Raw genomic sequence first — 23,606 nt, 5'->3', positions numbered from 1 at the left:
CTGCAGCCCCGCATCCTTGCCGAGTCAAAAATGCAGATGCGGGGTTTATCGGAATTTATTTCACGTCGAGCCAGCACACTCTTCGTTGAAAACGGAGCAACAACATGGATGCGATGAAAATCGATACCCGCACCCCGTCAGAGCAATCGGCAATGTATACCTTCAGACTAAGCGAGAAATTCGTCGCCTTCATACTGGCCACGCTACTGATGTTCATGGCCCAGCTTTACATCAACCCACAGACATTCCTGGGTGATGCCTATAACTATTGGGACCTGAGCTCAAAAGTCTGGGATTTTTCATTTCCAAAATCTTTGCGCGGTTACTTTTATCCATTGCTGCTCTCGCCAGCGAGGATATTCTTCGACGCTTATCCTGCAACGGGATATCTGGCTGTCCATTTGATCCAGGCACTGGCCTTCTCCTACTCACTGTGCATTTCGCTTCCATACGTGTTCAGCAAGGTCATCGGGGGCAAAGTCACTCTGCCGCGCCGCCTGTTGGTTCCCGCGCTGGTAGCCATTTTCTTCCCGCCGCTGATTGCTTACACACTTAGCGACCTTCCCGCTTTCTGCCTGATCATTGGCGCGCTGGCCCTGATTCTCAAAGCAAGCGAGCAAAAGAGTGTTGCAACAGCAATCGTCCTGATGATCGTGGCAGGGGTACTGGCATACGGGGCATACAATACTCGAACGATTTATCTGTTCACTCTCATTGCCTTGCTGCCGGCTATTCCCCTGCTCGCCCTTAAGAATCAATGCCTGCGTAAAAAAATGCTGTTATTGGCATTCTTCGTTATCGGCTCGGCGATCGCAGCCATTCCTCAGTCTTTGATAAACAAAAAGCACCTGGACTCTGCAACCCCGCTGGTTGTCGCGAGCGTCAACGACGCTTCCCTTTTTGCAAGTCAGCTGAAATGGGGGATTACCCTGCAGCGTTATGAAACAGGCCACGACACAGAGACCGGCGCAATCTTTCCTATCTTCTATCTCGATCCGATAGGTGTGCGATTGACTGAAGAATTAAAGTTTAAAGGTACTGTTCCAACACTACCGTGGTACTTCCAACTGCTCCTCTCGGAACCGGTTTCATTCCTCAAGATATACACCAAGCATTTTGTGAACGGGCTGGATGTTCGCGACTATGACACCTACACAAAGGTTCGTTCCAAGGAAAATGACGTTCGTTCGGCGACCAGTATCGCAACCGCTTTGTTTGGACTGATCTGCTTATTCCTTTTAGTGATTCGAAAATCGGACAAACCGGCGCAGGGCCTATATCGCATTGGCTGGCTGGCGGTTATTGTGCTGCCGGTATTCGCAATTCTTCCGGGCGCCATTGAGACCAGGTTTTTCTTGCCTCTGCATGTGATGGCTTACTGTGCGATTGCGTTCGGAGTTTCAAAACAGTGCGCACGAGCGACTTCGGCAAAAGTCCTCATTCCCTTGGGCATTTTGTTTGTGGTCGCCGTACCTATTGCGTTCATGATTGCAAAAGCTGCGATATCCAACCCGGTATTTCAGCTGAATTGAGAATCGGATGTCAGTGTAAGGGCGCCGCGCGAGACGCCCTTACATGCAGATTGAGCCGACGCGCTCACGATGGCTGTACGGAAGATTCCACGACGCTTGTGCGAAGCTCTCGGACCTCAGGGCTTTCGCAGCAAGCGCCGATAGATTGCCGCGTACGCTGAAACCATGGATTGCGCAGAAAACACCTCAGAGTATCGACGCTGCGCATTCTCACCGAAGGCCTGAGCGCGCTCAGGTGCGTTCGACAACGTCAACATTGCGCTGGCAAGGGCACCGGAGTCTCGAGGCGGAACCACAAGACCAGTCTCACCAGCAATGTTGATGAAGGTCGTACCCGAACCGATTTCACAGGAAATGAGCGGTTTGCCATACATCGCCGCCTCAAGCAGCGAGATGCCAAATGACTCCGAACGCAAGTGTGATGGAAACACAAAGGCATAACACAGCGTCAACAGCGCAGCCTTGTCCTCATCACCCAACCCTCCCAGGAAATGCACATTGGCAAGGCCGAGCCGCGCAGCCTGCTCTTTTAGTTCGGACTCCTGATGCCCACCCCCGAGGATCACTACTGGCAGTCCGCTGATCTTTGCCGCATCCAGCAGGTAATCGAGCCCCTTGTAATATCGCAAGGCACCGACGAACAGGAAGAACTTCGACCCCACCCTGCTCCGCCAGAAATCAAGCCTGGTTTCGGGCACGACCGGATAGGTAGCCCTGTCCAACCCATAAGGAATGATTTCGACCTTGTCGCGGAACCGTGACAGCACCGGACTGCTTTGCGCGTAGTTAGGTGAAGACGCCACGATACAATCCACGCTGGAGAGAAAGCGGTTCATCAGTGGCTGATACAACTTGAGCAGTGTCTTTTGCTTGACGATATCGGAGTGATAACTGAGTACCGAGGGTTTGCCATGCCGAGTCGCAAAATGGACCAGGTCCATATAAGGCCATGGGAAGTGGTAATGCACCACGTCAGCCTGTTTGGCCAATTGCGAAAAATCCTTGAACGCGGACAGAGAGAATCCCGTCGAGGCAACATGCATATCCAGCCTGGAGCGATGGGTCAGGTGGTTACCCACTGTTTCATTACGAGCAGCACCCCGTTCACTGAGGTACAGCACTTCGGAGCAAAACCCGTGTTCCGCGCCACCTTGGGCTATCTGGAAAATGACCTGCTCGATCCCGCCCATCGTTTCCGGGTAATAGGTTTTGAAGAAGTGCAGAACCTTGATCATTTGGCGTCGATAACCTTTTGGTAGACCTGCAGGGTTTCTCGAGCACAACGCTCCCAGGAAAAGCCTTGAGCGTGCTTCATTCCCTTGATGACGGCGGCATCGCGCCAACACTGATCGGTCAGCCCGCGTTCGATAAGACCGGTCAGCGCTTCGACGTCCAGCGCGGCGCACATCAGCGCAGCATCACCCGCCACCTCAGGCAGCGATGAACTATTGGAGCAGACCACCGGCACCCCGGAACTCATGGCTTCCAGCACCGGTAGACCGAAACCTTCATAAAGCGACGGAAACGCGAACAGACGTGCACCGGCAAACAGCAGGGGCAAGTCTGCGCTGGGAACGAATCCGAGATAATGCGCCCAGCCTTCACGCCTGGCGCTTTCGAGCTTCTCGTGAATCGCGTCGTTGCGCCAGCCGTGATACCCGGTAAGGATCAACGGCCAACGGGTTCGCAATGCAAGCGGCAATCGACCATAGGCGGCGAGTAAGGTCTCGATGTTCTTGCGTGGCTCGATCGTACCGACAAAAAGCGTGTAGCCATCGGGCTTCAAGCCATGGCGTGCGAGCACCTCGCGAAGCTCTTGCGGCGCGCGAGGATAGAACTCCGGAGAACTGGCCAACGGCACAGTATGGATTCGTTCGATGGGCCAGGAAAAATAGCTGGCCAGTTCCTGTCGCGTGAATTCCGAATCAGTGATCAGGGCATCGGCCCTGACCAGTGTGGTTTTCAGCTCTTTTTGCAGGTAACGGACTAACTGCGGCGCGTGACAATGCGCCCAGGTGAAGGGCGACAGGTCGTGAAACGTCGCCACGCTGCGCCCGGCAAAAGGCGGCAGATAATAATTGGGACTGTGGTAGAGAAAATCCCCATGCCCTTTCAGGGCAGCCTTTCGCAACATCGGCATCAATAGCCGATAAGCTTCTACTGCCAGAAAGTTCTTCTGCACCGCACGCTTCAGGCCGTAACCACTGCCTGACTCATTGGCAGCTGTGGGAAGTTCAGGCAGAAAACGTCGACCGGCAAAAAATTGCAGGTCGGTAATTTCGGGACTTTGCTGAAGTCTCAGCGCAAGTTCATAGGTATAGCGGCCGATGCCAGTCAGCGGAAAGCGGATCGGCTCAACTGAAAGAACTAGCTTCATTTATTCCGCCGCAAGCATCCAGCTCAGAGTTTCTTCCAGCCTTGGCGTGTCCCATCCCTGGACCAGCTCGCAAAGACGGGTATTGTCGCCGCACAGGATTTTGACTTCGTTGGCTCGGACGAACGCCGGGTTCACTTCGACTGCAAGCTGATGCCCCGTGATAGCCGAACACATGTCGATCACTTCACGCAGGGAATGACTTTTGCCCGAACTCACATTGACCGTCTGGCCAACAGGCCGCGCCTCGATCAAACCGCGATAAGCCTTGACCACTGCACGCACATCACTGAAGTCGCGAGATACATCAAGGTTGCCCAGCTCGATCTTGTCCGCACGCTGGCGGAAATGAGCGACGATCTTCGGCAGCAGAAAGCTCTCGGCCTGGCCGACACCGGTGTAATTGAAAGGACGTGTCACCACTATCGGCAAGCGGTTATGCCAAAGACTGGCCATGTATTCCATGGCCAGTTTGCTGACTGCGTAATCGTTGGCCGGTGCTGGCGGTGTGGTTTCGCTGAGCAAACCCGCCGAAGCATTGCCATAGACATTGGCACTGCTTGCCAGCAGCACGCAGTCCGGAACCTTGCCACAGGCTGCGACGGCTTCCAGCAGGTGACGGGTGCCGATGAGATTGACGCGGTAAAACGTATCGGCCGCACCGTGGGCCACAAAGGCGAGTGCGGCCAGATGAATTACCACGTCGGGTTGAATAGTTGCCAGTAACTCGCGCAAGGCAGGACCGTCGGCCAGATCAACCTGATAATAGCCAGGTTCATCCGACGGCTGTGTACCCATCCCTATCACTTCATAGCCACCGGCTTTCAGCTCAGCAGCCATGTACCGCCCGGTGAAACCTTGAATACCTGTGATCAACGCGCGTTTACCGGCAATACTCATCAGAACGAAAACCCTTTCTCATTTCGACGCAGATCCGCTTCGACCATCATGCGGCACAGCTCTTCAAGCGTGGTTTTTGGCTCCCAACCCAGCGCCGCTTTGGCTTTGGCAGGGTTGCCGATCAACAGCTCGACTTCGGTAGGACGGTAGAACTTCGGATTGATCGTGACCAACACCTTGCCAGTTGCCAGGTCTGTGCCCTTCTCGTCTTCAGCCGCACCGCTCCAGGCCAGATCGATCCCGACAGCCTTGAAGGCCATGGTGACGAAATCACGCACGGTTTCGGTACGGTTGGTCGCGAGTACAAAAGTATCCGGCTCGTCTGCCTGCAGCATGCGCCACATACCTTCGACGTACTCCTTGGCAAAGCCCCAGTCACGCTTGGCGTCCAGATTGCCGAGTTCCATCTTGTCGAGCAGGCCCAGCTTGATCTTCGCCACGGAGTCGGTGATCTTGCGGGTAACGAACTCGCGTCCGCGCAGTGGCGACTCGTGGTTGAACAAAATGCCGCTGGTGGCAAAGATGTTGTAGGACTCGCGGTAGTTGATGGTCATCCAGTGCGCGTACAGTTTGGCAACGCCATAAGGACTGCGCGGGTAGAAAGGTGTGCTCTCGATCTGGGGAATCGCCTGCACCTTGCCGAACATCTCGGAAGTCGACGCCTGGTAGAAACGCACTTTCGGATTGACGATCCGGATCGCTTCCAGAAGGTTCACACAACCCATGCCGGTAATGTCACCGGTAGTCAGAGGCTGATCGAATGACACGCCAACGAAACTCTGGGCTGCGAGGTTGTAAACCTCAGTCGCTTCAGTGGTCTGAAGCAGACGGATGCTGGCCGAAAGATCGGTCAGGTCGTACTCGACCAGATGCAGATTGGGATGCTTTTCAATACCAAGCTCCTCAATGCGCCAGAAGTTGACAGAACTGGTTCGACGGTAGGTGCCGTACACCGTATAACCCTTTTCCAGCAGCAGTTCCGCCAGATAGGCGCCGTCTTGCCCAGTAATGCCGGTAACGATAGCTTTCATGCGAATCCTCTAAACTCCATTAGAGAGCCTTTGCCAGGCTCCGTTGTGTCATGTGCGCCCATTGAGCTCTAAGTGGAAGAGCCATGAAATCTTGCAGATCATACAGAATGCGGCTCGGAACGACGATACCAAAGCTGTTCGCAAGGCGTAACAGGATCATTATGCCAGCAGCCCATGACATTCCTCCGCATGTCGAGGATTGCATTCTGCCCGATCCCTGCCACGCCTACACGGATATATAAATCAAGAAGTTGCTGCTACCGATCGAAATCTCCCAGCGCGTGCGACAGGCAATAAAGAAATAACTCAGAAAGAGTGACACTCCCCGCACCCAAGCCTAAAATGGCGTGTTTTTTTGATCAACAATCTGGTGCTATTAATGCGCAATGGTTCAGTAAGTATCGCCGTGTCGGACATCATCGCCGCGACGAGACGGTACGCTTTAGTAGGGATGCTAGGCTGGCAGGACGTTCGACAGCGCTATAGAAGGTCGGCACTCGGACCGTTCTGGCTGACCATCAGCATGGGTGTCATGATCGCCACGATCGGCGTGGTTTTCGGTCAGATTTTCAATTCTCCGATTCAGGAATTCCTGCCCTTTCTCGCTATCGGCATGATTCTCTGGAGTTTCATGTCCACGGTGATCACCGAAGGCTGCACCGGCTTCATTGCCGCCGAAGGCATCATCAAGCAACTACCGATCCCCCTGTTTGCCCACATCATGCGCATGATCTGGCGCAACATCCTGATTCTGGGTCACAACATCGTGATCTTTCCACTGGTACTGCTGGCCGTCGGCAAGCCGCTGACGTGGCTGGCCCTGATCAGCATTCCGGGTTTTTTCCTGGCACTGCTCAACTTGACCTGGATCGCCCTTCTGCTGGGCATTCTGTGTGCGCGCTATCGTGATCTGCCCCAGATTGTCGGAAGTTTGTTGCAAGTCGTGTTTTACCTCACGCCAATCATGTGGATGCCAAGCTTGCTGCCGCAACGGGCAGGTCTGTACCTGCTCGATCTCAACCCGGCCTACCATGTCATGTCGGTGGTTCGATCACCGCTGATCGGGCAGTTGCCAACCGCCACCAACTGGTGGGTTTCCCTAGGCATGGCCGTCGTCGGCTGGGCTTTCGCGCTCGTGGTTTATGGCCGTTACAAGCGCCGCATCGCATACTGGCTCTGAGAAGAACGACTAATGTCCTTGATCGAATTCAAAAATGTCTGTGTAGATTTTCCGATCTATAACGCGAACGGGCGCTCGCTGAAAAAGCGTCTGATGCAAGTGGCTACCGGCGGTCAGTTAGGTGCGGATCAACAGGGTCGAGTGATTGTCAGAGCTCTCGAAGACCTGACGTTCACACTTCGCGACGGGGATCGGGTCGGTCTCCTTGGACACAACGGCGCCGGCAAGAGCACGCTGCTGCGCTTGCTCAGCAGCGTGTACGAACCTTCCTCCGGCACCGCCGTGATCAAGGGAGAAATCGGCTCGTTGATCGACATATCACTGGGTACGGATCCGGAGGCGACCGGCCGGGAAAACATTTTCCTGCGCGGCGGCATTCTTGGCATGACCAAGTCGGAGATCGCTGAAAAGCTCGACGAGATCATCGAGTTCTCGGAGCTTGGGGATTTCGTCGACATGCCGATCCGCACGTATTCGTCAGGGATGCACTTGCGTCTGGCGTTTGCCGTTTCGACGACGATAAAACCGGAAATCCTGTTGATGGACGAATGGCTTTCGGTGGGCGATGAAGGCTTCAAGCACAAAGCCGAAATCCGCATGAACGAGCTGGTGAAATCGACCAATATCCTGGTGATTGCCAGCCACTCGCGCGAACTCGTCATGCACACCTGCAATCGAGTGCTGTGGCTGGAGCACGGGAAAATAAAAATGGATGGCGACCCGGCGACGGTCACCGCGGCTTATTTCGGAGCTTGAGGCAGATGAACAGCATTAAGCGCAACGGCGTGGATATACAGGTGGCTTTCACGCTGGCCTCCAGCCGCCTGCACGCCAAGAACATCATTGAAACGGGCGGTGATGTCCCGGCGGAGGTCGTCGCGACCAAGCCAGGCATGAAACTGATCGTACGCCACTATACGAAGCAGGCGCTTGTGCGTATTGCGCATCGCCTTGTCAGAGCGGCCCGACCGGTCACCCGTCCGCTATTGTTCCACCTGCGCAACTACTTCACCTCCACTCTCCGCCAGGAGATGCTGGAAGAGTTCACCAAACTGCAGAAGATTCAGTACCAGCAGCACCAGCAGATTGTTCTCGAATTCCAGCGCCTGGCGAACTCGGCGAAGATCCAGACCCGACTGTCGCAAAAAATCTTTTCCGGCCAGCACTCGCTGGAAAGCCTGCAACAACAACTGGACCGTATCGAACAGAAATGTCCGGGTGCCGACCGTCAAGCGGCTGTCGATTCGCTTCAGGACGACGCCACGGCCGCTCCTCGACAAGCCAGAGGTGAAGGTGCATGAAAAGTGAAGTGATCGTCGTCGGTGCCGGTGGGCACGCCAAGGTGTGTATCGAATTGCTGCGCGCCCAAGGCGATAGCGTCGCTTACTGCGTAGGTAATCCGGACAGTCCGGATATCTGCCTGGGGGTTCCCGTACTTAAAAATGACGAACACCTCGCCGCGCTTCGCAAGGACGGCTACGAAAAGGCGTTCATCGCGATCGGGTCCAATTCAGTGCGAAACAAGCTGGCCGCGAAGGCGACCCAACTGGGGTTTGGCCTGGTCAATGCGATCAGTCCGGCAGCAGTGGTATCGCCTTCAGCTACCTTGGGGAGGGGAATTGCCGTCATGGCTGGCGCCGTTATCAATGCCGAGGCGAAGATTTCGGATCTGTGCATCGTCAATACCGGCGCCACTATCGATCACGATTGCGTGATTGGCGAGGCGGTCCATGTCGCTCCGCAATGCGCGCTGGCGGGCAATGTGCATGTGGGCAATTTCAGCTTTATCGGTGTCGGCAGCAAAATCATCCCCGAGGTTCATATTGGTGAGTCGGTGATGGTAGGTGCCGGCAGCGTCGTCATTTCGAACATCGGGTCGGCAACCACAGTCGTAGGCGTGCCAGCCAAAGCTCTACACAAAATTTGAAGGAACAAGCATGAATCGTATTTCTGTTGCACAACCGAAGCTTGCCGGAAACGAACGTAAGTATGTGCTGGATTGCCTGGATACCAACTGGATTTCCTCGAACGGCAAATACATCGGCGCCTTCGAAGAAAGCTTCGCAGCATTCTGCGGCGTCAAGCATGCGATCGCCACCAACAACGGCACTACTGCACTGCACCTGGCATTGGTCGTGCTCGATCTGCAACCGGGCGATGAAGTCATCATCCCGACAGTGACCTACATTGCCACCGCCAATGCCGTGCGCTACTGCGGAGCGACGCCTGTACTGGTGGACGTGTGCGCCGATACGATGAACATCGATCCGCAGACCATCGAAAGCAAGATCACCGCGAAGACCAAAGGCATCATCCCGGTGCACCTGTACGGTCACCCGGCGCAGATGGATGTCGTCAACGAAATCGCCCGCAAACACAACCTGTGGGTGGTGGAAGACGCGGCCGAAGCCCATGGCGCCGAAGTCAAGGGCAGCAAGGTTGGCAGCCTCGGCACGTGCGCAACCTTCAGTTTTTTTGGCAACAAGATCGTCACCACCGGTGAAGGCGGCATGATTACCACCAACGATGATGAGCTGGCGGCGAAACTGCGCCTGTTCCGTGGTCAGGGCATGGATCCTAAGCGTCGTTACTGGTTTCCAGTGGTCGGCTACAACTACCGCATGACCAACATTCAGGCAGCCATCGGTCTGGCGCAGATGGAAAACATTGACACTGCCCTGGCTGATCGTGATCGGCTCGCTGGCTGGTACAACGAAGCGCTGGCCGACCTTGCTGGCAAAATCGTGTTGCCGACCGAGGCTTCCTGGGCCAAACAGGTTTTCTGGATGTACAACATCTTTCTGAGCGATGGCGACGAGCACAAACGTGACGAAGTCATGCAAAAACTTGATGCCATGGGTATCGAAACCCGCCCGGTCTTCTACCCGATGCACGTGCTGCCACCGTACATGGAAGACAGCACCTACCCTGTTGCAGACTTGTGGTCGGGGCGGGGCATCAATCTGCCGACGCATCAGGACCTGACTCAGGATGACATCATCAGAATTGCAGCCAGCCTGCGTGAGGTCCTGGCCGACTGATGAAAATCGCCCTTTGCTCCACATTCGTGCCCTTCATCAGAGGGGGCGGAAGGAATATCGTCGACTGGCTGGCCTCTACGCTGACGGCTGCCGGCCATCAGGTCGAAGTCGTCTACTTGCCCGAACTGGATGCGCCGGATCTGTTGTTTCAACAGATGATGGCGTTGCGTTGGGTCGATCTGCAGAGCGCTGACCGGGTGATATGTTTCCGGCCACAGTCGCACCTGATTCCCCATCCGCACAAGATCCTCTGGTTCATCCATCACATTCGTGCGTTCTACGATATGTGGGACAGCCCGTACCGCGATTTCCCGGACGATGCCAAGCATCGCGCAATTCGCGATGCGCTGGTGGATGCCGATACCCGAGCCCTGGGCGAAGCAAAGGCGATCTTCACCAATTCGAAGGTCGTATCCAAGCGACTCAAGACCTACAACGACTTCGATAGCGAGGTGCTTTACCCTCCGGTCTTCGAGTCGGAGCGTTTTTTTTGCGCTGGCTACAACGATGAAATCGCTTACATCTGCCGCCTCGAACATCACAAGCGCCAACACCTGCTGATCGACGCACTGAACTATACGACGACGCCGGTCCGCCTGCGGTTGCTGGGAACGGGCGCGGGTCCTGACTACGGCATCGCCCTGCGAGAAAAAATCGAAGAGTACGGCCTTTCGGACCGAGTGACCCTGGATGATCGCTGGATCACCGAAGAAGAAAAGGTCGCGCAGTTGTCAGTTTGCCTGGCTGCCGCTTACCTTCCGGTTGATGAAGACTCCTACGGCTATCCCAGCCTCGAAGCCAGCCACGCGGAAAAACCGATCCTCACCACTACCGACTCGGGTGGCGTTCTGGAGTTGGTGCAGGATGGCTACAACGGTTATATCGCCGAGCCGACTCCAGAGTCTCTGGCCGTTGCGATGGACAAACTCTACCGGGATCGAAGTCTGACCGAAGCGATGGGCAAGAATGCCCGGCAGCGCCTGGTTGACTTGAAAATTTCCTGGTCACATGTGCTGGAGCGTCTGTTGGCATGAAAGTCCTGATTGTGAACAACATGGCTCCGTTCATCTGGGGCGGCGCAGAAGAACTGGCGGTCAATCTGCAAAGAAACCTGCTCATGGCCGGTCACGACGCCGAAGTCATGCGCATCCCGGCTCAGTGGGAACCGGCATCGCGCATCCCCTCGCAGATGTTGCTGACCCGCACGCTGGAAATCTTCAATACCGATCACGTCATCGCCTTGAAATTCCCGGCGTACCTGGTTCGCCACCACCGCAAATCACTGTGGCTGCTGCACCAGTATCGTCAGGCCTATGACCTTTACGACGTCGGCCAGACCAACCTGCCGGCAGACAAAAGCGGCACCGACATTCGCAACGCCATTATCAACGCGGACAACGAAACATTCGCGGAGAGCCGCAGCATCTACACCAACTCCGAAGTGACCAGACAGCGGTTGTTCAAGTACAACGGCTTCGACTCGCAGGTGCTGTTGCCGCCCGTAAACGATCCTGAAGCATTCACCGGCGGTGAATATGACGATTACATATTTGCCGGCGGACGCGTCAACGGCATGAAGCGTCAGCACTTGCTGCTGCGAGCACTTGCCAAAGCCGACAAACGGGTCAAGCTGGTCATTGCCGGGCCTCCCGAGTCGCACGCCGACACGCTGCAATTGCATTCGATCATCAATGAGTTCGGCCTGCATGATCGCGTCAAACTCGACCTTGGCTTCCTGCCTCGGTCCACCTACGTCAATTATGTCAATCGTGCACTCGCCGTTGCTTACATCCCGTTCGATGAAGACTCCCTGGGTTACGTCGCGATGGAAGCCGCCACTGCGCGCAAGGCACTGATCACGACGACCGACAGCGGTGGCATCCTGGGCCTGGTCAATCCGCAGGAGTCCGGATGGCGAGCAGAGCCCACTGCAGAAAGTCTGGCCGAAGCGATGAATGCGGCGTTCGAAAGCAAAACCCGAACCATCGAGTACGGCGAAGGCGCGGAGGCGCTGTGGAACACCCTGGGCATCAACTGGCCCGAGACCATAGAGGCGCTACTTAAATGAAACTGGTCATTTTTACCCCCGGCGTCAAATCCTCCGCCATCGGAAGGATGACTCGTCTCGTGGTTCGCGCCCTGCTCAGTCAGCAGCACCACATTGTGCTGGTGCGCACTGAAAGCCCGCATGTTCTCGACAAAGAGGCTCATGACTTCGGTTGCACCGTCATTGCCTGGACGGATGAAGAACGGGTTAGCACCGAAGTGGCCGACGCTGACTGTCTCGTCTACCAGATCGGCGACAACTACGAGTTTCACGAAGGTGGCGTGGCCTGGCTTCACAAAGCCCCAGGCATCGTCTGCCTGCATGACTTCTTCCTCGGCCATCTTTTCTGGGGCTGGGCGCAGCAGCGGCGCGATGAAGCCCATCACATCCTGACGCAGTGGTACGGACGCAGAATCGCCACCGACTACTTCAACGTCAGCGACAGTACGACCTTCATCAACTCGACGCGAGAAACCGCACCGCTGACCGAATGGATCAGTTCGATGGCCACCGGCGTGATTACCCATAGCAACTGGGGATGCAAGCGGGTAATGGCCGCGTGCGCGGGTCCGGTTTTCGTGACACCGCTGGCCTACGACGCTCCCGGGGCCGTCGATGTGCAACCGGTACACAATGACAATCGCAAGTTGCGCTTGTTGACCATCGGCCACGTCAACCCCAACAAACGCGTGGAAAGTTGCATCAAGGCGATTGCCAGCAACGCCTCACTTCGAAAGAACGTGAGTTACCGTCTGGTGGGGGCGATTCTTCCGGATGTCGAACGGAAATTGACCGAAATGGCCGCCAAGGCCGGGGTCGAGCTGATCATTTCCAACGAAGTCGATGACGCCGCGTTGTCAGAGGCCATTCGCGAAGCTGACGTCATCAGTTGCCTGCGCTGGCCCAGCCTCGAAGCTGCGTCGGCCTCTGCGATTGAAGCGATGCTTTACGGTAAAGCCACCATCGTTACCAACACTGGCTTTTACAGCGAACTGCCCGATCAGTATGTATTGAAGGTATCGCCTGAAAGGGAAATAGAAGATCTGAAGAAGATCCTTCTATCACTGCGCGGCAGCCCCTCCTCGGCGATCGATATCGGCAAGCAGGCGCAAACGTGGGCACAGGAGACATTCACGGCCGAGAACTACGCCCACAAACTTGCGCAGGCTGTGCCTGTCGCGCTTCGGGCGAAGGTCATCATTTCAGCGGTCGACCATTTTGCGACCATCATCGAGAAATGGTCAGCGAGCCCCGAATTGCTCGGTACGCCCGAGATTCTCAAGTCGCTGAATCTGTTCAACACCAATACGATTGCCTGAATACCAGCATGCGGTGGATCGCCCCTGATCCACCGCATGCTGTAATCGTTACTTCAGGCTATCGAAAACAAACTGCGCCGTCTCTTTCCAGGCAACGGGTTTGTAATCACGTTTGATCGCCGCTTCCTTGGCCGCCAGCGCCAGCGGATCGAAAGCATATTTGTGCAGTTCAGCGACCCACGCCGACACATCCCACGGCTCCAGGTAGTCCAGCAGCTGCCCGCCTACTTCCGGAATCGAAGCCGCATTGGAGGCCAGGCAATACTTGCCGGCAGCCAGACTTTCGGCAACAGGCAACCCCCAGCCTTCATACAAGGAAGGGAACGCGGTCATCATGCAGTTGCGATACAGATGCATGAGGTCAGAGTCCGAAACGTTGTTGAGAATCCGTATGTAATCCCGGGTTCTCGGGTCAAGCGAGATGTCCGATAACAAGTCACCCACGCCCCAACCCGGCATTCCGACGAAGACCAGTTTAGGCAGATCCTCAACACCGCTATCGATCAGGCGCGTATAGGCGCGATATAGCACTTCGTGGTTCTTGCGGCGCTCGATCGTGGAAACGAACAGCACGAAACGCTCTTTCAACAATGTTTCGACGTCAGGGCTGACGGTGTCGCTCAACTCGTGGGATAGCTGGCAGCCCAACTTGACCACCGCCGTTTCAGGAATCGGCGCACCCAATTCATCGAGCAACGCGATCAGATCCTTGCGCGTGCATTCGGAAATGCACAGGATCTTGTCCGCGCACCAGGCGACGTCAGCAAAGTAATTGGCAAACTTGGCCGCAACATCACCCACGCACAAGTGTGGCAGCCTCACCGGAATCACGTCGTAACAGAAGAGAATGACGCGCAAACCGACCTGCTTCTTCAACTCATAGAGATGCGCAAGGTCTTTATTGTCCCAGTCCAGCCCCACCGATATGTAGCTGTCGCCTTTGGCAAAGGGATGGCCGCCACTGTGCACTTTGCGTGACGAAGGATTGAATACATGGCTGCGCTGGGCCGGTTTGAAAAAAGCCCGTGCGGCCGAGATCAAATGGCGGACGCCGATCACCGCTTCAACGATGGAGGTACGGCGCAGCTGGAAAAACTGATAGATACGCCCGCTCAACTTTGGAGGCAGGCGGTTCAGCACCTTGGTCGCCTTTTCTTTCAGGCGCGCCTCTATCGAACGTTTATGGGTAGCGCCCGCAACTGTCCGGCCTGGCGCTGCCGCGTGAGCCCCGGAAATTCTCTTCAGGGTCGCTGCCACGTCGGCCGCATCGATCGCGCTGTATCCGGTAGCATGACTGAAGAAGCAGAACTTCACCTCTTCCCCCGCCGCGATCAGTTCGAGCGCATGGGCCGCAGCCTCGGCCTCGGTACGAATAATGCCTACGGCAGGCCGACGCCAGCCAAGAATGGTTGTTACATCAAACCAAGTGGTCATGCTTGCGCCTTCTGAACGATTACGTCTGCCGCTGTACGCGGAATTGATTCCAGACTCCGAGCCCACGTCAATGGCTCGCGCGATGCTCTGTCCGGGCCGTCACCACTGATCGTCGCAGGCCCGGTGAGACGCGCGCGGATTGCCGCATGAAACTCGTGTGGCGTACGCGCAACACTGAGCTCGGGAAGCAGAAGATGCTGTTCAAAACCACGAAATGCCGCTTCGGTACCGATGACGTACTTGCCAGAGTAAATGGCTTCCGCGGTTTTGATATTCGAGCCGCCACCGTGGGGGATCGGTAACAGAAATGCGTGCGCAAGTGTCTTGACGGCGTCCAGATCTTCGTCCGGCAGCATGTACAGCAGTTGCAGGCGCGAAAGGTTCAGTTGTCCCCAGCGACTGTCGCGAAGTGTGGTTTCGAGGTGCTCACATACACTGCCGACCACCACCAGTTTGCTGTCCGGAGGAATGCACGCCAGAGAACTGCCGAGGCATTCATTGAAACCCTTGAAGTTGGGCGGATGGGCACTGGCAACATAGAGAATCCAGGGCGACTGCGGCAGCCGCTCCTTCCAACTGGCGAGCAACTCCGCCCTGGCCGACCACGGCGCGATACCGTTGGACGCCAGCAGCGGTCTTTTCGCGCCCCAGGCCTTGAGAATATCGAAATCGGCCTGGGTTACCGCCACGGCGATATCTGCTTCCAGCGTTGCCTTGCGCTCGAGCGTCTCGATGTCGGCGATCACCGATTCGGCGCCCTTGATGCCGTAGCTGTCGAGGATCTCCTGCTTCAGCGGAGCCTCGATGTTCTGCGAGCCGTAAATGAGGCAGGCATTGGCGTATTGCGGCATCTGGCGGATCTTCAGCACCAGCGGCCATAGCCATGGCTGCTCGACATGAATGACGTCGATCACTGGCGGCAGTTTCTTGAGAATTTCAGCGAACCCGCCCTGCTCCGACGCTGCGAATTCCCCGGACAGCAAATCGTTGATCAACGGCACGTACGTGCCCTTGTATTTCCTGAAGTCGCTGCCAGCCGGAAAGCTGACATCGTTGGCACCCAGGGTAGATGGCGGATAACCTTCCGGCTCATAGACAGCCAGATGAGTCACATCCCAACCATTTTCGCGAAAGGTCTTGGCGATGTTGGCGACCCGGACCTGTCCGCCGTGGCGGGGACTGGCAATCGGGTACGTGCTTAGCAATAAAACCGTTTTCAAAATGGCAACCTATAGAAATGATGTTTCGCATCCCGCGCCCACATTGCTGTGCTTCGCTCACCAGAGTACCGGCGCCGCTGAATACCAGACGGGCGAAGCTTCAAGCACCTTTGATCAACAACTCGATCTCTTTCAGACGCGCCCACATCAACGCCTGATCGCCACGGGTCTCGACGTTGAGGCGCAACAGCGGCTCGGTGTTGGAGCCGCGCAGGTTGAAGCGCCAGTCGGCAAACGACACGCTGATGCCGTCAGTCCTGTCGAGCGCGGGATTGAGCGGCAGGAAATGCTCCAGGACTTTGTGCAGCATCGCCGGCACATCTTCAACGCGATAATTGATCTCGCCGGTGCATGGATAAGCGGCAATACGCTCATCGACCAGTTGCGCCAGGCTCTTGCCAGTGCTGGACATCAGGGCCGTGACCAACAACCACGGGATCATCCCGCTGTCACAATAGGCGAAATCACGGAAATAGTGGTGGGCGCTCATTTCGCCGCCATAAATGGCGTCCTCGATACGCATGCGCTCTTTGATAAAGGCATGTCCGGTCTTGCACAGCACCGGTACACCGCCCGCTTGCTCGACCTGCTCGATGGTGTTCCAGGTCAGCCGCGGGTCATGAATGATCTTGCTGCCCGGGTGTTGCTTGAGCAACATTTCCGCCAACAGACCGACCAGGTAATAACCTTCGATAAACCGGCCGGTTTCGTCGAAAAAGAAACAACGGTCAAAATCCCCATCCCACGCCAGCCCCACATCGCAGCCATTTTCAAGCAATGCCTGGCGCGTCAGCTCGCGATTTTCCGGCAGCAGGGGATTGGGCACGCCATTGGGGAAGTGACCGTCCGGCTCGGCATTGATCAGCGTCCATTCGAATGGCAACTTGCCCATCAACTCCTGCAGGACCGGCCCGGCAGCACCGTTGCCAGGGTCTGCCAGGATCTTCAGCGGCTTGAGGTCCGCCACGTCGATGTAAGTCAGCAGGTGGTCGATGTAACGGCTTTTATCGAACGCCTCACGCACGTTACCGACGGCATCCGCCAACGCGCCAAGGTCACCACTCTCTACCCGATCACGGATGGCGTTCAGCCCGGTGTCACCGCTGATGGGCCGTGACTGCGACTTGACCAGTTTCATCCCGTTATAGCCTTTGGGGTTGTGACTCGCCGTGATCATTACGCCACCGTCGGCATTGAAGGCACTGGTGGCGAAATAGACTTCTTCAGTTCCGCAAAGTCCGATATCGATGACATCGGCACCTGCCTCTCTCAGACCACGGCACATCGCCTCGGCCAGCATCGGACTTTCCAGTCGCATGTCCCGCCCCAGCACGATGCTTCTGGCTTGCAACTCGACGACCATGGCCCGGCCGATCCGGTAAGCAACATCCTCGTTCAGATCGACCGGTACTTCACCACGGATGTCATAAGCCTTGAAGCAGCGGGTCTTGATAGGGGTATGCATTTCGATCTCTTGCCTGGGAATCCGAGACAGCCGCCGGTAAATGCCGCAGCTGTGAATCATCGATAGGGAGTGAAGTCGCGTGAAGCCACATGCAAATAAGCCCGACCGGTAAAAAATCGCCGATCAGGCTTAAGGCTGCAACCCGCTGTTATTTGTCGACGCGGCCGTAGTTGTCTTCGAAGCGGACGATATCGTCTTCACCCAGATAATCGCCGCTCTGCACCTCGATCAGCACCAGGTCAATGACGCCCGGGTTCATGAGGCGATGCTGGTGACCGGCACGGATGAACGTCGACTCGTTGGTGTTGAGCATCAGTTCCTGCTGGTCGTTGACCACGACCGCCATCCCGCTGACGACGATCCAGTGTTCACTGCGGTGATGATGCATCTGCAGCGACAGCGACGCCTTGGGCTTTACGACAATTCGCTTGATCTTGAAGCGTTCGCCATTTTCCAGGGTCGTGTAGGTACCCCATGGACGGTGGACCGTACGGTGCAGCAAATGCACGGTGTGGCTGCACGCCTTGAGCTGATTGACGATGTGTTTCACGTCTTGAGCGTGATCCTTATGAGCAATCATCACCGCATCAGGCGTGTCGATGACCAACAGGTCTTCCACACCGACCAGCGCGGTCAGACGCCCTTCGCTGTTCACATAATTATTGCGCGAGCCATGGGACAGCACTTCGCCTTCAAAGCGGTTGCCGTTTTCATCCGGCGCAGTCAGTTCGCTCACAGCGTTCCATGAGCCGATGTCACTCCAGCCGATGTCACACGGAATGGTTGCGACTTTCTGGGAACGCTCCATCAATGCATAGTCGATGGAAATATCCGGCACCTGCGCAAAGCTTTCGCTGTCCAGCGCCAGGCAACGATATTTGTTGGAGGACGTCAGGCGAGACACCTCGATGGTCTTTGCAACGGCCTCGACAACGTCGGGAGCGTGCAGCCGAAGCTCTTCCAGGACGGTGCCTACACGGAAACAGAACATGCCCGAGTTCCAGAAATAGTTGCCGGCACTGACGTAGTTCTGTGCAGTCTCCAGATCAGGCTTCTCGACAAACCGGGCGACCTTCAGCCCGCCTTTGAGCGGCGCCTCTTTCTGCGCCTCGATGTAACCGAAACCGGTTTCCGGATAGGTCGGCTGAATGCCAAACGTAACCAGCCAGCCTTCACTGGCCAGCGCCACGGCATTGGACACGGCCGCGGCAAAGGTTTTTTCGTCCTGGATCAAATGATCGGCGGCGAGCACCAGCATGTGTGCATCGGGACCATGGGTGGTCTCCAGTTGCAGAGCCGCCGCCGCCACTGCCGCTGCAGTATTTCGCCCAAAGGGTTCGAGGATGAAGCCTTGCGCGTGCCTGGCCGTGTTGACGACGCCGTATTCATCTTCAGTCTTGAACAGCAACTCACGATTGGTCACGGTGAGGACTTCCACCACACCGTCCAGCCGTGAGGCGCGCAGGAACGTCTTCTGGATCAGATTCTGACCATCCGGCAACTCCATGAAGGGCTTGGGATGGGCTTCTCGGGACACAGGCCACAACCGGCTGCCCACTCCGCCAGACAAAATTACGGGAATCAGTTCCATGCTCAAAGTCCTTAACCCTCTCTCCCGCCAATGATTGTCAGGAAAGCAGTCTCAATTATGTTTGCAATCGAACTGCACCAAACCCAGTGCAGAATCCTTGCCCCGCCTCTCGATCTCAAGACAACGGGACTGATGACACATGCGCCCTCGCGAGCGCGGAATACGTTGCGTAATTGCCTGCCATTCTACAGCGCCAATCGCAATTGATACCTCGACAGAATGCAACAAACAGCGCTCGATAAACCGCGCCCGTCAACGTGCTGGCTGATCGAGCAGCTTCTGCAGATATTGCCCGTAGCCGGTTTTCTTCAGGCGCAGCGCCTGAGCTTCGACTTGCTCTGCGCTGATCCAGCCGTTGTGGTAGGCGATTTCTTCAAGGCAAGCGACTTTGAGCCCCTGACGGTGTTCGATAGTGTGGACGAAATGCCCGGCTTCCAGCAGCGAATCATGCGTACCGGTATCCAGCCAGGCAAAGCCGCGCCCCAACATTTCGACGTTCAGGGTTTTCTGTTCCAGATACGCGCGATTGATGTCGGTGATTTCCAGCTCGCCCCGCTCCGAGGGTTTGATGTTCTTGGCGATTTCGACGACCTGGTTATCGTAGAAGTACAACCCGGTCACGGCGTAGTTGGATTTCGGCTTCAGTGGCTTTTCTTCGATGCTCAGCGCGCAGCCATTGGCATCGAATTCCACCACTCCGAAACGCTCCGGGTCGGACACGTGATAGCCGAACACTGTCGCGCCTGAGGCCTGAGCGTTGGCAGAGCGCAGGTTTTCAGTGAAGTACTGACCGTAAAAGATATTGTCGCCGAGAATCAGGCAGCAAGGGTCGCTACCGATAAACGACTCGCCGATGATGAACGCCTGCGCAAGGCCGTCCGGGCTCGGCTGCTCGGCATAACTCAACTCGATGCCATACAGACTGCCGTCACCCAGGAGCTTGCGGAAATTGGGCAAGTCTTCAGGCGTCGAAATGATCAGGATTTCTCGTATGCCCGCGAGCATGAGCACCGACAACGGATAGAAAATCATCGGCTTGTCGTAGATAGGCAACAGCTGCTTGGACACCCCCAGCGTGACCGGATGCAAACGTGTCCCGGAGCCACCTGCCAGAATGATGCCTTTACGATTGGTCTTGATCATTTATTCAGAATTTCCCTGAGCATTCGGGTTACACCACTTTGCCAATCCGGCAAGTGTAGAGAAAAAGTAGCGCGCAGCTTTTGAGTATTCAGTCGCGAGTTCAGCGGTCGGTGTGCGGGCGTCGGATACGAAGTGGTTTCGACCGGCTCGATAGCCTTCACCGCGAGTAATTCACCATTGGCTTTAGCGAAAGCGATCACCTCGCTTGCGTAGCCATGCCAGGACACTTCACCAGCGGCTGCCAAGTGGTACAACCCCGCCAGCTCGGGCTGTTGCAGGGCCTGGCGAAGCGCCTGAGCCGTTACGTCGGCAATCAGATCTGCACCGGTAGGCGCACCAATCTGATCCGCGACCACGCTCAACGTTTCGCGATCACTGGCCAAGCGCAGCATCGTCTTCGCGAAGTTGTTACCGCGAGCGCCATAAACCCAGCTGGTACGGAAGATCAGGTGCTTGCAGCCCGATGCAGTGATTGCCCGCTCGCCGGCGAGTTTGCTGGAGCCATAGTGGTTCACCGGCGCAACGGCATCGGTTTCCCGCCACGCGGCAGTGCCCTGGCCATTGAAAACGTAATCGGTTGAGTAATGAACCAGCCAGGCACCGGAGGCGGCGGCTTCTTCAGCCATAACACCCGCTGCAATGCCGTTTACACGGTCAGCCAACTCGGTTTCCGATTCGGCTTTATCAACGGCAGTGTAAGCAGCAGCGTTAACGATAACGTCGGGCTGCACCTGCCGAATCGTCGCGCGAAGAGCCTCGGGATTCGACAGATCGCCATTCAATCCATCGGCCTGATGGCGATCAAGTGCAATCAACTCTCCAAGCGGAGCCAGAGAGCGTTGCAGCTCCCAGCCCACCTGACCGCTCTTGCCCAGCAACAGAATTTTCATGCGTTGTTCGAGCGATCCGTGTAGTTCTGATCGATCCACTGCTGATAGCTGCCGCTCTTCACGTGCTCAACCCAATCAGCGTTGTTCAAATACCACTCAACCGTCTTGCGGATTCCGGTCTCGAAGGTCTCTTCAGGCGCCCAACCCAATTCCCGCTGGATCTTGCTGGCATCGATTGCATAACGCTGATCATGCCCCGGGCGATCCTGCACATAGGTAATCAGGCTGGCATGGGGACGATGGGCCGAATCAGGCCGCAACTCATCGAGCAACGAACACAGGGTATGCACCACGTCGATGTTCTGTTTTTCGTTGTGTCCACCGATGTTGTAGGTCTCACCGATGACGCCTTCGGTGACGACTTTGTACAACGCACGAGCATGATCTTCGACATACAACCAATCGCGAACCTGATCGCCTTTGCCGTACACCGGCAGCGGCTTGCCTTCAAGTGCGTTGAGAATGATCAGCGGGATCAGCTTCTCAGGGAAGTGACATGGGCCATAGTTGTTCGAGCAGTTGGTCACCAGCGTAGGCAAGCCATAAGTGCGTGCCCAGGCACGAACCAGATGATCGGAGCTGGCCTTGCTCGCCGAGTAGGGTGAGCTTGGTTGATAAGGCGTGGTTTCGGTGAAGAGGTCTTCCGGACCTTCGAGGTCTCCGTAAACTTCGTCAGTCGAAATGTGGTGGAAGCGGAAGCGCGCTTTACGCGCATCGTCCAGCGCGGCCCAGTAGTGGCGCGCGGCCTCGAGCAGCGTGTAGGTACCGATGATATTGGTCTGGATGAAGTCGGACGGGCCCGATATCGAGCGATCGACGTGGGACTCTGCGGCCAGGTGCATGATTGCATCCGGTTGATGCTCACGCAGAACGCGGTCGATCTGCTCACGATCACAGATATCGACTCGCTCGAACGCATAACGCGAATTCTGGCTGACTTCGGCCAAGGACTCCAGATTGCCGGCGTACGTGAGTTTATCGACGTTAACGACTGCATCGGAAGTGTTGGAGATGATGTGACGGATGACTGCCGAGCCAATGAAGCCGGCACCGCCGGTAACTAGAATTTTCACGCGAAGCGATACCCTTGAGCTGCGGACAGCGCTGCCAGCGAGCGCGGTCTAATCCATGAATGCAGAAGCCACTATCAGTCGGCATCCGTCAGAGTCAGTCTGAATCGACATGCAGAAGGCACGATCGAACAAGGGACGCATTTTACAGCTTAATGATGGTTTTACTAATGGATAAAGGCAGGCCGAGGCGCAATTTCGACAGATGCCTTGCGCCTGCCGTTTTCAGACCATTCGCTTGCGTGCGGCTCTGGACGAACGCCCCAGAAACCAGCCCAATACCGGGCCGATCAGCATGCCAATCAGCAGCGCCAACACTGCAACCACCGAGACCGGCAACTGCGGGCCGGAAAAACCCAGAAACAAAAGCGCAACCGATTGCTGGTTCTCCAGTACAAACGCCAGAACAACCAGAACCATCAACAGAAGAAATACGCCAAGCAGTATGCGTTTCAGATTACGCATTCACACGCCCTCGAATTTGAATAGCGAAGATCAAGCGCCCTCCTCCTCTTCCTCGTTCACGCGGTCACGCAACTCCTTGCCTGGCTTGAAATGCGGAACGAATTTGCCGTCCAGGCTGACAGACTGGCCGGTCTTTGGGTTACGGCCGACGCGGGGCGCGCGGTAGTGCAGGGAGAAGCTGCCGAATCCACGGATCTCGATGCGATCACCGGTGGCTAGGCACTGAGACATTTGTTCAAGCATGGTCTTGATAGCCAGCTCAACATCCTTGGATGAGAGTAGCCCTTGATGGGTGACAATTCGTTCGATCAACTCCGACTTCGTCATATTTTTCCCTTCTTTTTCAAGCAGCTAGATCAGCGCTTGAAAGGTTTTAGCATGCCCCGAAGAATTTGAACAGCCCAGGGATTGACATATCTTCCCCCGCGTTAAAACGCCCATTTTCAGGGCATCGAACCCACGAGCCGGAACGCTGCGCACCTAGCGACACATCACCAGCATGGTCCGGGTGACAAAGCCTGCGGGATTGAAGCCGAACGGATAGTCGTCTTCATCTTTCGCATCATCAGAGCGGGTGATGACCTTGTAGCCTTTGCCCTTGCACTCTTTAGCCGCACGCTTCTGGCACTTCTCCCAGCTGGAACCGAGCCCCGAACAGTCGACTTCGATACCGCTGACACCACGTACTGCATGGGTCTTCGCACTGGTGGCACAACCTGTCAGCGCCATTACCATTGCAACAACAAGTAACTTGTTCATCCACTTCCTTAGGCCAGGCAAGCCCGACGACTACACGCTCAAGACCAAGCTTAGTCGCGAATAGGCGATTGATCCGATTAAAGAAACAGACCCACAGGCGGACGCAATGGTTTCATGCACGGGCGTACAAAGACCAAATCGCAGA

The 23,606-nt window shown here is 56.2% G+C and carries 23 protein-coding genes; 9 read left to right on the top strand and 14 right to left on the bottom strand.

Features of this window, described 5'->3' with window-relative positions; all coding sequences use genetic code 11:
• Positions 1–104 precede the first annotated feature (104 nt).
• Positions 105–1,532, top strand: a complete 1,428-nt coding sequence (locus BLU71_RS02755) for a hypothetical protein (RefSeq protein WP_064361516.1) — start codon at positions 105–107, stop codon at positions 1,530–1,532.
• A gap of 116 nt (positions 1,533–1,648) precedes the next feature.
• Here the strand turns inward: BLU71_RS02755 and BLU71_RS02750 are convergent, their stop codons facing one another.
• The 4 genes from BLU71_RS02750 to gmd are packed head-to-tail and all read right to left on the bottom strand — an operon-like array spanning position 1,649 to position 5,837.
• Positions 1,649–2,767, bottom strand: coding sequence for a glycosyltransferase family 4 protein (locus BLU71_RS02750; protein ID WP_064361515.1), 1,119 nt, complete (start codon positions 2,765–2,767; stop codon positions 1,649–1,651).
• Positions 2,764–3,909 carry a glycosyltransferase family 4 protein gene (locus tag BLU71_RS02745; RefSeq protein WP_064361514.1) on the bottom strand — a complete coding sequence of 382 codons (1,146 nt, stop codon included), beginning with the start codon at positions 3,907–3,909 and terminating at the stop codon, positions 2,764–2,766. The genes BLU71_RS02750 and BLU71_RS02745 overlap by 4 nt, the downstream gene beginning before the upstream one ends.
• Entirely contained in the window at positions 3,910–4,806 is an 897-nt protein-coding gene (locus BLU71_RS02740; RefSeq protein WP_064361513.1) for a GDP-mannose 4,6-dehydratase, read from the bottom strand.
• Entirely contained in the window at positions 4,806–5,837 is a 1,032-nt protein-coding gene (gene gmd / locus BLU71_RS02735) for a GDP-mannose 4,6-dehydratase (protein WP_039760002.1), read from the bottom strand. The genes BLU71_RS02740 and gmd overlap by 1 nt, the downstream gene beginning before the upstream one ends.
• Before the next feature lie 355 nt (positions 5,838–6,192).
• Between gmd and BLU71_RS02730 the strand changes: the two genes are divergently transcribed.
• From BLU71_RS02730 to BLU71_RS02695, 8 genes are read left to right on the top strand one after another with little or no spacing between them, the layout of a single operon-like run.
• On the top strand, positions 6,193–7,017 hold the full coding sequence (locus BLU71_RS02730) for an ABC transporter permease (RefSeq protein ID WP_227972800.1): 825 nt from the start codon (positions 6,193–6,195) through the stop codon (positions 7,015–7,017).
• 12 nt (positions 7,018–7,029) lie between these two features.
• Entirely contained in the window at positions 7,030–7,773 is a 744-nt protein-coding gene (locus BLU71_RS02725; RefSeq protein ID WP_039760008.1) for an ABC transporter ATP-binding protein, read from the top strand.
• Between the two features lie 5 nt (positions 7,774–7,778).
• Positions 7,779–8,318, top strand: coding sequence for a hypothetical protein (locus BLU71_RS02720; RefSeq protein WP_064361511.1), 540 nt, complete (start codon positions 7,779–7,781; stop codon positions 8,316–8,318).
• Complete coding sequence (locus BLU71_RS02715; protein WP_083352248.1) at positions 8,315–8,944, top strand: acetyltransferase; 630 nt, start codon at positions 8,315–8,317, stop codon at positions 8,942–8,944. Before BLU71_RS02720 ends, BLU71_RS02715 begins: the two co-directional genes overlap by 4 nt.
• 10 nt (positions 8,945–8,954) lie before the next feature.
• Positions 8,955–10,058: a DegT/DnrJ/EryC1/StrS family aminotransferase gene (locus BLU71_RS02710; RefSeq protein WP_042607927.1), complete on the top strand. Its 1,104-nt coding sequence runs from the start codon at positions 8,955–8,957 to the stop codon at positions 10,056–10,058.
• Positions 10,058–11,092 (top strand): glycosyltransferase family 4 protein, encoded by a 1,035-nt coding sequence (locus BLU71_RS02705; RefSeq protein ID WP_042607928.1) that lies wholly within the window; start codon positions 10,058–10,060, stop codon positions 11,090–11,092. Before BLU71_RS02710 ends, BLU71_RS02705 begins: the two co-directional genes overlap by 1 nt.
• On the top strand, positions 11,089–12,126 hold the full coding sequence (locus BLU71_RS02700) for a glycosyltransferase family 4 protein (protein WP_042607929.1): 1,038 nt from the start codon (positions 11,089–11,091) through the stop codon (positions 12,124–12,126). Before BLU71_RS02705 ends, BLU71_RS02700 begins: the two co-directional genes overlap by 4 nt.
• Positions 12,123–13,424: a glycosyltransferase gene (locus BLU71_RS02695; RefSeq protein ID WP_083352247.1), complete on the top strand. Its 1,302-nt coding sequence runs from the start codon at positions 12,123–12,125 to the stop codon at positions 13,422–13,424. The genes BLU71_RS02700 and BLU71_RS02695 overlap by 4 nt, the downstream gene beginning before the upstream one ends.
• Positions 13,425–13,472: 48 nt before the next feature.
• On the opposite strand, the gene BLU71_RS02690 is transcribed toward BLU71_RS02695, so the two are convergent.
• The 10 genes from BLU71_RS02690 to BLU71_RS02645 form a co-directional block, all read right to left on the bottom strand.
• Positions 13,473–14,858 carry a glycosyltransferase family 4 protein gene (locus BLU71_RS02690; RefSeq protein WP_083352246.1) on the bottom strand — a complete coding sequence of 462 codons (1,386 nt, stop codon included), beginning with the start codon at positions 14,856–14,858 and terminating at the stop codon, positions 13,473–13,475.
• On the bottom strand, positions 14,855–16,078 hold the full coding sequence (locus BLU71_RS02685) for a hypothetical protein (protein WP_065616864.1): 1,224 nt from the start codon (positions 16,076–16,078) through the stop codon (positions 14,855–14,857). Before BLU71_RS02685 ends, BLU71_RS02690 begins: the two co-directional genes overlap by 4 nt.
• A gap of 100 nt (positions 16,079–16,178) precedes the next feature.
• On the bottom strand, positions 16,179–17,543 hold the full coding sequence (locus BLU71_RS02680) for a phosphomannomutase/phosphoglucomutase (protein ID WP_064361508.1): 1,365 nt from the start codon (positions 17,541–17,543) through the stop codon (positions 16,179–16,181).
• A 148-nt stretch (positions 17,544–17,691) separates the two neighbouring features.
• Complete coding sequence (locus BLU71_RS02675) at positions 17,692–19,134, bottom strand: mannose-1-phosphate guanylyltransferase/mannose-6-phosphate isomerase (protein WP_083352245.1); 1,443 nt, start codon at positions 19,132–19,134, stop codon at positions 17,692–17,694.
• Positions 19,135–19,386: 252 nt separating this feature from the next.
• A complete protein-coding gene (gene rfbA / locus BLU71_RS02670) occupies positions 19,387–20,277 on the bottom strand; it encodes a glucose-1-phosphate thymidylyltransferase RfbA (protein WP_064361506.1) in 891 nt (296 codons plus the stop codon).
• On the bottom strand, positions 20,274–21,167 hold the full coding sequence (rfbD, locus tag BLU71_RS02665) for a dTDP-4-dehydrorhamnose reductase (RefSeq protein ID WP_083352244.1): 894 nt from the start codon (positions 21,165–21,167) through the stop codon (positions 20,274–20,276). The genes rfbA and rfbD overlap by 4 nt, the downstream gene beginning before the upstream one ends.
• On the bottom strand, positions 21,164–22,240 hold the full coding sequence (rfbB, locus tag BLU71_RS02660) for a dTDP-glucose 4,6-dehydratase (protein WP_042607936.1): 1,077 nt from the start codon (positions 22,238–22,240) through the stop codon (positions 21,164–21,166). The genes rfbD and rfbB overlap by 4 nt, the downstream gene beginning before the upstream one ends.
• Positions 22,241–22,462: 222 nt before the next feature.
• Entirely contained in the window at positions 22,463–22,702 is a 240-nt protein-coding gene (locus BLU71_RS02655; protein WP_042607937.1) for a LapA family protein, read from the bottom strand.
• Positions 22,703–22,732: 30 nt separating this feature from the next.
• Positions 22,733–23,029, bottom strand: coding sequence for an integration host factor subunit beta (ihfB, locus tag BLU71_RS02650; protein ID WP_007950920.1), 297 nt, complete (start codon positions 23,027–23,029; stop codon positions 22,733–22,735).
• Positions 23,030–23,182: 153 nt separating this feature from the next.
• Positions 23,183–23,461, bottom strand: coding sequence for a hypothetical protein (locus BLU71_RS02645; protein ID WP_083352243.1), 279 nt, complete (start codon positions 23,459–23,461; stop codon positions 23,183–23,185).
• Positions 23,462–23,606: the final 145 nt, after the last annotated feature.

The organism is Pseudomonas moraviensis (assembly GCF_900105805.1).
Classification (GTDB): domain Bacteria; phylum Pseudomonadota; class Gammaproteobacteria; order Pseudomonadales; family Pseudomonadaceae; genus Aquipseudomonas; species Aquipseudomonas moraviensis_A.
Note: the sequence above shows the minus strand (reverse complement) of the source record. Positions and strands in the feature narration are given on the sequence as shown.

Coding starts and splice junctions, on each gene's coding strand:
- rfbA (WP_064361506.1), bottom strand. CDS start 20,277: ATGATCAAGACCAATCGTAAAGGCATCATTCTGGCAGGTGGCTCCGGG.
- BLU71_RS02690 (WP_083352246.1), bottom strand. CDS start 14,858: ATGACCACTTGGTTTGATGTAACAACCATTCTTGGCTGGCGTCGGCCT.
- BLU71_RS02655 (WP_042607937.1), bottom strand. CDS start 22,702: ATGCGTAATCTGAAACGCATACTGCTTGGCGTATTTCTTCTGTTGATG.
- BLU71_RS02745 (WP_064361514.1), bottom strand. CDS start 3,909: ATGAAGCTAGTTCTTTCAGTTGAGCCGATCCGCTTTCCGCTGACTGGC.
- BLU71_RS02695 (WP_083352247.1), top strand. CDS start 12,123: ATGAAACTGGTCATTTTTACCCCCGGCGTCAAATCCTCCGCCATCGGA.
- BLU71_RS02700 (WP_042607929.1), top strand. CDS start 11,089: ATGAAAGTCCTGATTGTGAACAACATGGCTCCGTTCATCTGGGGCGGC.
- BLU71_RS02710 (WP_042607927.1), top strand. CDS start 8,955: ATGAATCGTATTTCTGTTGCACAACCGAAGCTTGCCGGAAACGAACGT.
- BLU71_RS02715 (WP_083352248.1), top strand. CDS start 8,315: ATGAAAAGTGAAGTGATCGTCGTCGGTGCCGGTGGGCACGCCAAGGTG.
- ihfB (WP_007950920.1), bottom strand. CDS start 23,029: ATGACGAAGTCGGAGTTGATCGAACGAATTGTCACCCATCAAGGGCTA.
- BLU71_RS02675 (WP_083352245.1), bottom strand. CDS start 19,134: ATGGAACTGATTCCCGTAATTTTGTCTGGCGGAGTGGGCAGCCGGTTG.
- BLU71_RS02725 (WP_039760008.1), top strand. CDS start 7,030: ATGTCCTTGATCGAATTCAAAAATGTCTGTGTAGATTTTCCGATCTAT.
- rfbD (WP_083352244.1), bottom strand. CDS start 21,167: ATGAAAATTCTGTTGCTGGGCAAGAGCGGTCAGGTGGGCTGGGAGCTG.
- gmd (WP_039760002.1), bottom strand. CDS start 5,837: ATGAAAGCTATCGTTACCGGCATTACTGGGCAAGACGGCGCCTATCTG.
- BLU71_RS02755 (WP_064361516.1), top strand. CDS start 105: ATGGATGCGATGAAAATCGATACCCGCACCCCGTCAGAGCAATCGGCA.
- BLU71_RS02720 (WP_064361511.1), top strand. CDS start 7,779: ATGAACAGCATTAAGCGCAACGGCGTGGATATACAGGTGGCTTTCACG.
- BLU71_RS02750 (WP_064361515.1), bottom strand. CDS start 2,767: ATGATCAAGGTTCTGCACTTCTTCAAAACCTATTACCCGGAAACGATG.
- BLU71_RS02705 (WP_042607928.1), top strand. CDS start 10,058: ATGAAAATCGCCCTTTGCTCCACATTCGTGCCCTTCATCAGAGGGGGC.
- BLU71_RS02680 (WP_064361508.1), bottom strand. CDS start 17,543: ATGCATACCCCTATCAAGACCCGCTGCTTCAAGGCTTATGACATCCGT.
- BLU71_RS02740 (WP_064361513.1), bottom strand. CDS start 4,806: ATGAGTATTGCCGGTAAACGCGCGTTGATCACAGGTATTCAAGGTTTC.
- BLU71_RS02645 (WP_083352243.1), bottom strand. CDS start 23,461: ATGAACAAGTTACTTGTTGTTGCAATGGTAATGGCGCTGACAGGTTGT.